9 protein-coding genes are annotated in these 6,593 nt (G+C 43.0%); all 9 read left to right on the plus strand.

Annotated features, from left to right (window positions below):
* The coding region (locus tag QC759_RS01725) for a roadblock/LC7 domain-containing protein (protein ID WP_279844806.1) at nt 1-379 on the plus strand (379 nt) is incomplete at its 5' end.
* Between the two features lie 33 nt (nt 380-412).
* On the plus strand, nt 413-925 hold the full coding sequence (locus QC759_RS01730) for a hypothetical protein (protein WP_048072573.1): 513 nt from the start codon (nt 413-415) through the stop codon (nt 923-925).
* A 272-nt stretch (nt 926-1,197) separates the two neighbouring features.
* Nucleotides 1,198-1,584, plus strand: coding sequence for a hypothetical protein (locus QC759_RS01735; protein ID WP_048072572.1), 387 nt, complete (start codon nt 1,198-1,200; stop codon nt 1,582-1,584).
* Nucleotides 1,541-2,146, plus strand: coding sequence for a nucleotidyltransferase domain-containing protein (locus QC759_RS01740; RefSeq protein ID WP_048072571.1), 606 nt, complete (start codon nt 1,541-1,543; stop codon nt 2,144-2,146). Before QC759_RS01735 ends, QC759_RS01740 begins: the two co-directional genes overlap by 44 nt.
* A 95-nt stretch (nt 2,147-2,241) precedes the next feature.
* Complete coding sequence (locus QC759_RS01745; RefSeq protein WP_048072570.1) at nt 2,242-2,448, plus strand: hypothetical protein; 207 nt, start codon at nt 2,242-2,244, stop codon at nt 2,446-2,448.
* Between the two features lie 46 nt (nt 2,449-2,494).
* Nucleotides 2,495-3,214: a M23 family metallopeptidase gene (locus QC759_RS01750; RefSeq protein ID WP_197050480.1), complete on the plus strand. Its 720-nt coding sequence runs from the start codon at nt 2,495-2,497 to the stop codon at nt 3,212-3,214.
* 239 nt (nt 3,215-3,453) lie between these two features.
* Entirely contained in the window at nt 3,454-3,777 is a 324-nt protein-coding gene (locus QC759_RS01755) for a DUF488 family protein, N3 subclade (protein ID WP_048072569.1), read from the plus strand.
* Nucleotides 3,778-3,897: 120 nt separating this feature from the next.
* A complete protein-coding gene (locus QC759_RS01760) occupies nt 3,898-5,775 on the plus strand; it encodes a DNA-directed DNA polymerase (RefSeq protein ID WP_048072568.1) in 1,878 nt (625 codons plus the stop codon).
* 104 nt (nt 5,776-5,879) lie between these two features.
* Nucleotides 5,880-6,524, plus strand: coding sequence for a flavodoxin family protein (locus QC759_RS01765; RefSeq protein ID WP_048072567.1), 645 nt, complete (start codon nt 5,880-5,882; stop codon nt 6,522-6,524).
* The last annotated feature ends 69 nt before the right edge of the window (nt 6,525-6,593 follow it).

Genomic DNA, 6,593 nt, shown 5'->3' on the forward strand with positions numbered 1-6,593 from the left:
TTTAATGGGATTAAGAGAGGATATTGGTAGTCTTTTGAAAGAGTTACTGGAGCGTGCTCCGGGGGATGTTAATGGAGTGGCTGTGCTGCGACCGGATGGTTTGATGATCTCTTCGGCCCTTCCCAGTGGTACTGATGAGAAAAGGGTGGCGGCTATGGCTGCGGCCATGGTGGGTACTTCCCAGAGAACCTGTGATGAGCTGGAAAGGGGAGATCTTAACCAGGTGGTTATCGATGGTGCCATTGGTAAGGCCATTCTGTCCTATGCTGGTAAGAAGGCGGTGCTGGCTGCACTATCCCCGGGGGAAGTGAACCTGGGACTGGCCCTCCTGGAACTGGAGAGAACCGCACTAAAAGTAAAAGAAGTCATGGAAGCATAAAAGGGAGCGCATATATCAAGAGGAGTGAATAACATGTCAGAAGAGGAAGTACAGAAAATAACAGCTGCTTTTTTAAGCGAAACTCAAGAAAATCCAGTGAATATCATACTCACCGCAGTGTTGATGGGCTTCACCAACAGCCTGTGGAAGGTCAGTGGGGAAGGATCAGGGGGAATCACCCGTGCCTTCGGTGAGGATCTGTGGGACCTGATCAAGGCCGGTTCAGTCATGTTGGGTGAGGAAAAGGACACCAGCACCCCGGAAAAAGCCCTGGAATTCTATGCTGAATACCTGGGAGGATATTTCAATATTGCCGATGAAATAAGTTACAATTTAGGTGAAGATTCCCTAAACGTCAGTATTAAAGGTTGCAAACTGCACCACTTCACCGACTACCTGGAGGCCAAGGATGTCCCTCGTTCCATAGGCTGTCCTATGGCTCTGTCATTAATCTCCCTGATGGAGGATGTGACCGGAGAGTCATACATAATTGATGAGCTCAAATCCACGGATAGTAACAGTGAAATAGTCCTTAGAGCTCTTTAAACTTATTTTAAGAGTTAATCAACACTCCTTTTTTTTATCATTTAATATTTTTTTTTACAGGTCCTAATGTCTGGTTTATTTTTCGGGGTTTTTAACACCAAAACATCACCAAAAAATTCAAATTTATACTATTCCGTTACGAATTCTATAATAATTATAATAAAAACCATGTAAAACATTTATTCTTATAATAATTAAAGAAAATTTCCTTAATTATTAGTAGAAAAATACTTATTAGTCTTTTATCATATAATTATTAAGGAAGTGGGTTTATGGTTTCCGAAAAGATTCACTTACGTAATGCTAGAGAAAAAGTTCTTACCCTCTATGACTCAGTGGAAAAAGATAGGTTATCTGTTGTGGGTGATATGGCATTTAAAGTTGCTGAGGAGTCTGTTCATGCCTTTGAAAGTCGTGAAGACCCTTATGCCACTCATCGCAGAAGTGGAACTTTTTATCTGGTCAAAACTCGCTTCAGGGATGATGAGAGGAAATGTTTTCGCCGATTGCACCGTATCTATGAAAGATTAGGTTATGGGGGAAGTAATGGTGACCTTGCACAAGAGGCAGTTTCCTGTATGGAGAAAATTGTAAGAAGGGTGGAGGGAGAACTAGATGTTAAAATCTTACCAGACAAACTTCCTGAAAAAAATCCATGAATTAACCGCCCCTATTCTGGGATTGGAACTCCTTGTAGTTTATGGCAGTTATGTCCGTGGGGAATTAACGCCTAAATCTGATGTGGATTTTTTTGCCCTGTTCCATGACCCTGAAGCTCTGGAAAAAGGGGAGGAAACTCTCTTTGAAATCTTGACGGAGGAATGTGACGGGGAACTGGAACTTCCCGCTTCTTTATATGCAGTTCACGAAGATGAAACTCCAGACAAATCCTTTTTCTATGGTATTTTAACTGAAGGATTTATGATTACCCCTCCCATCTACGACTACTTCACCAAAGTTATGGAACCCACCCCCCGAGTGCTTTACACCTATTCTATGGAAGCCTTACTTCCCAAAAATAAGGTAAAAGTTAACCAGATATTGTATGGTTATTCACAGAAGAAAGGTGATAAAAGATATGACTATGGTGGTCTTTTAAAGCATATTCAGGGCGAAAAAGTACGTTCTGGACTTTTGATTCCACAGGAACATGAGTTGGAAATGGATCGGTTCATGAGGGAAAACAAACTCAGTTTTAAGAAGAGGGTAGTTTTTGTCTGAATTTATTAAAAATAAAATTAATGAAGAGGGCTCTCATTACGTAGTAGCTCATTGGAAGTTAAATTTCATAAATAAGTGTTAAGGAGATGATAAAAATGGCCAAGGAAATCAAACAATTAGTGGTAGGAATAACCCGTGAGGGTGATATAGTGGTTAAGAGTGCCCGGGGCAGAATGTATGCCGTTAAAAAATCAGCCGACCTGGAGTTCGGTTGTGAAGAGCTGTTCAATGATGTGGAAACAGAACTGTACGCTACCATCGATACGGAAGCTGAAACCTGGGAATGTACCTCTATTGAATAGATAAGGGACACCAAAACTTAAAAATAAAGATGGAAAAACCAGGGACATGATGAGAGTGGCGGGAAGACCTGATAATGGAGGTATGAAGCCGGTACCCCTAGAATATCCCCTTGAGGGTGAGTGGATGGTTTTAAACAGTCCTGGTTCTAAAGTTCCCAGTCATGGTACGGATTCTTTTGCCTCGACCTATGCTTTCGACCTCCTGCAGGTGGACTGGACTCAAAAATCAGTTAAATTCCACCGGAAAAGTACCCTGGATCAGATCCTGGGCCGGGTGCATTTAAATGACTGTTACTCCTACGGAAAACCCATTTATGCCCCCATCTCGGGCCGGGTGGTTGCTTCTCGTGATGGATACCCCGAACGGGACCCAGTACAACCCCTCCGTGATATTTCCATTGCCCTGAAGAATGCCTGGTTCTTCGATCCTGGAAAACAGAATATTCAGGACATTGCCGGTAACTTTGTAATAATCCAGGGTGAAGGGGAGTGGGAGGGAGTATGGATCTTCCTGGGGCATATGAAGACGGGTTCGGTAAAAGTCAAAAATGGTGATTTAATAGAATCCGGAGATCTAACCGGGAATATAGGTCATTCTGGTAATTCCACAGCCCCACACCTCCATTTTCAGCTCATGGATGGCCCGGATCCACTCACGGCCCGGGGTCTTCCCTCTTGTTTTAGGGAATATGAATTATATCGTGATCAAACCTGGATTAAGGTAAAAGATGGGATACCCAAGAATAAGGATAGAATCCGTTTTTAAATCATATAACTGTTATTTTTAAAAACTGTTATTTTTATAACCTCTTTTTTTTTAATTTTTTCCCTATTTATAGAATAATCCGGGGTAAAAACCAGATTAATGGGGGGTTTCTTTTTTTTATAGGTAAATAAGTCATTTCTGATACTGGGGAAGAGCACATTCTTTCTTTTCAACTTCCGTTAATTTTATATATCATGATTAATAATGTTAAATTGATCATGTTAATAGGAGAGATGTGTATGCTAAGGCTCAAAAAAATATCTGAAGTTCCCCGAGTGGAAGATGGATTCAGAATCTTAATAGACGAATCCTGGCCGGAAGGATTAACCCGAGAAGAAGCTAAAGTCGATCTATGGCTTAGAGAGATATCCCCTCCCCCAGAGATTGATGAATGGCCAGAGGATGGTCCTTTATTCAATGAAGCAGATCTGGACCAAACAGAAAATCTCAACCAAATCCGGAGAAATACCATGATAAAACTTATCCGGAACACTGAAAAAGAAAAAGGAACTGTGACCTTTTTGTATTCTACTGTGGGGAGCATTAAGCAGTTACAGTTTTAAAAAAACCCTCTCTTTTTTATTCGACGATGCTGGAGGGGTGGTAAGTAGATTACTTATCACTCCCTCTACCTCAAATTCCTTGACCTTACCCATCCATAGTCCCTACTGGAAGTGGGCATTATGGGTGTACGTGAAGGAATACCTAACGGTACAGTGACTAAAAAATTCGTTCTCCTGGACATTGATTACATCACCCGGAACCGGGTACCAGTTATAAGGTTATTCGGCAAAGTCCTGGGAGAAGAAGAAGGCCATATCATAGCGTGGGATAAGAGTTTCAAACCTTACATCTACGTCATTCCAGAAGATATTAAGGTCTGCACCCGGGACTTAAGTGAATTAGGACTTCACTCTGTGGAAAAGGTTTACCAAAAGGATCAGGGGAAAAGGAAAGAGGTCCTGAATGTAACCTTCAAACATCCCCAGGATATTCCTAAATTAAGGGATAGGATCGGGAATTTAAACTCGGTCCAGGAGGTAAGAGAACATGATATTCCTTTTTACCGCAGATATCTTATAGATAAAGGATTATCTCCTTTGAATGCCGTGGAAGTAGAAGGCAAAGTCTTAAAACATGGATCGGCAAAGGGATCACCAACTACACCCCGACCCTGTATTTTACAGGTGAAAAGTCCTCCCACAGTCCTTCCAGAAGCATTTTTACCAGAATTCTCAGTTTTAAGCTTTGATATTGAGGTCTACAATCCCCGGGGCATGCCCCAGGCCGAGCTGGACCCCATCATCATGATCAGTTTCTCCAGTAACAGGGGCCTGCAGAAGGTGATATCCTATAAAAATCTCCCATCTGCATCTCTTCTTCACCCTTCCCCAGATTCTTATCTAGGCCCTCCTGAAGACTTTGTGGAAGTAGTGGCCAATGAGAAAGAATTACTGGAGAAATTTGTGGAAACTGTCCAGTCTGAAAATCCTGATTTTATCATGGGATACAACTCCGATGCCTTTGACCTTCCCTACATAATGGATCGGGCGGCAAAGCTGGGAGTGCCCCTCCACCTGGGAATAGACGGATCAACACCCCGATTCACCCGAATGGGATTTAGTAATGCCACCATGATCCGGGGTAGGGTGCACATTGACCTGTACTCCTATGTCCGCCGTTACCTGCACTTAGAACGCCACACCCTGGAACGGGTTTACCTGGAGCTTTTTGGCCAGGAAAAATACGACCTCCCTGGAGATGAAATCCACCTTTACTGGGATAAAGGTGACCAGAGACTGGAACGTCTCTTCCACTACTCCCTGGACGATGCCGTGGCAGTTACCCAGATCGGAGAGGAGATGTTACCGGTAAGCATGGAACTCACCCGGATCGTGGGCCAACCCCTCTTTGATGTTTCCCGCATGGCCAGCGGGCAGCAGGTGGAATGGTACCTAATCCGGAAATCTTTTGAAACCGGGAATTTAGTACCTAACCGACCTTCACCTGAGGAATTAACCCAGAGGGAAGGTAAGCAAGTGGTGGGGGGCTACGTTAAAGAACCAATAACTGGTCTCCACGAGAATATCGTCTACTTTGATTTTCGGAGCCTGTATCCCAGTATAATAATATCCAAGAACATCTCCCCGGATACCTTCACTCCTGATTATAAGCGGGGAACTTGCCATGTTTGCCCGGAGTATGGGCACAAATTCCACAAGGAACCAGTAGGCTTCATCCCGGCGGCCATGGGTAAAATCTTAAAGGATAGAATAAGAATCAAATCCCGGATGAAACAGTCCAGGGATGATAAAGAACGACAGATACTAAATGCACAGCAGGAAGCATTGAAGAGACTAGCCAACACATTCTATGGATTGTACAACCACAGCACCTTCCGGTGGTACAGTCTGCAATGTTCAGAGTCCATAACCGCCTGGGGGAGAGATTTTCTTAAGAAAACCATGAAAGATGCGGAAAATAATGGTTTTAAACCAGTATACGCTGATACTGATGGGTTTTTTGCCACTTACAACGGGTTCAAAGTGGAAGTCAACTAACTATGATTATCTTAGGGGATTCAACATATCTAGGGTTCAATATCGTAGGGTTCAACATATCTTAGGGGTTCAACAAATACATACTAAAAGTGAGATGGGATACCATGAAAGTTTTAGGAATTAACGGAAGCCCCCGAAAGAAGGGTAACACGGCTAAACTGGTTGAAAAAGCTCTGAAAGGAGCCGAATCCAGGGGAGCAGAAACCGAAATCATACACCTCTACGACCTGGATTATAAAGGTTGTAAAAGTTGTTTTGCCTGTAAATTAAAGGATGGGAAAAGCTACGGTACTTGTGCTGCCCGGGATGACTTAACACCAGTCCTGGGAAGGATTGAAGAAGCCGATGCCCTCATCCTCGCATCCCCCATCTACCTGGGAACCGCCACAGGGGAGATTAGATCCTTCCTGGAACGCCTCATATTCCCCTACCTGGTTTACGATAAGGAAGGGTCAACCCTCTTTCCCCGCCGTATACCAGTTGGTTTTATCTACACCATGGGGGTAACTGAGGAAGTGCTAAAGGAGATCGGTTATGAGGAGTGCTTTAAAACCACTGAAAGACTGGTTGAACGTATAATTGGTGAATCCGAATCAATACTGGTCACTGACACCTACCAGTTTGATGATTACTCTAAGTACGTGTCATCACGTTTCGATCCAGAAGAAAAACTGAAAAGATACCAGGAAATCTTTCCTCAGGACTGTGAAAAGGCCTTTAAAATGGGAGTCCAAATTTGCGAAAAGTAGATACTATTTTTTTTAAAATTAAATAGGTTTTTTTTTAAATAAATTGGCTTTGTAGAAACCCTTTTTTTT

Source organism: Methanobacterium formicicum, from assembly GCF_029848115.1.
In the GTDB taxonomy this organism is placed as follows: Archaea; Methanobacteriota; Methanobacteria; order Methanobacteriales; family Methanobacteriaceae; genus Methanobacterium; species Methanobacterium formicicum.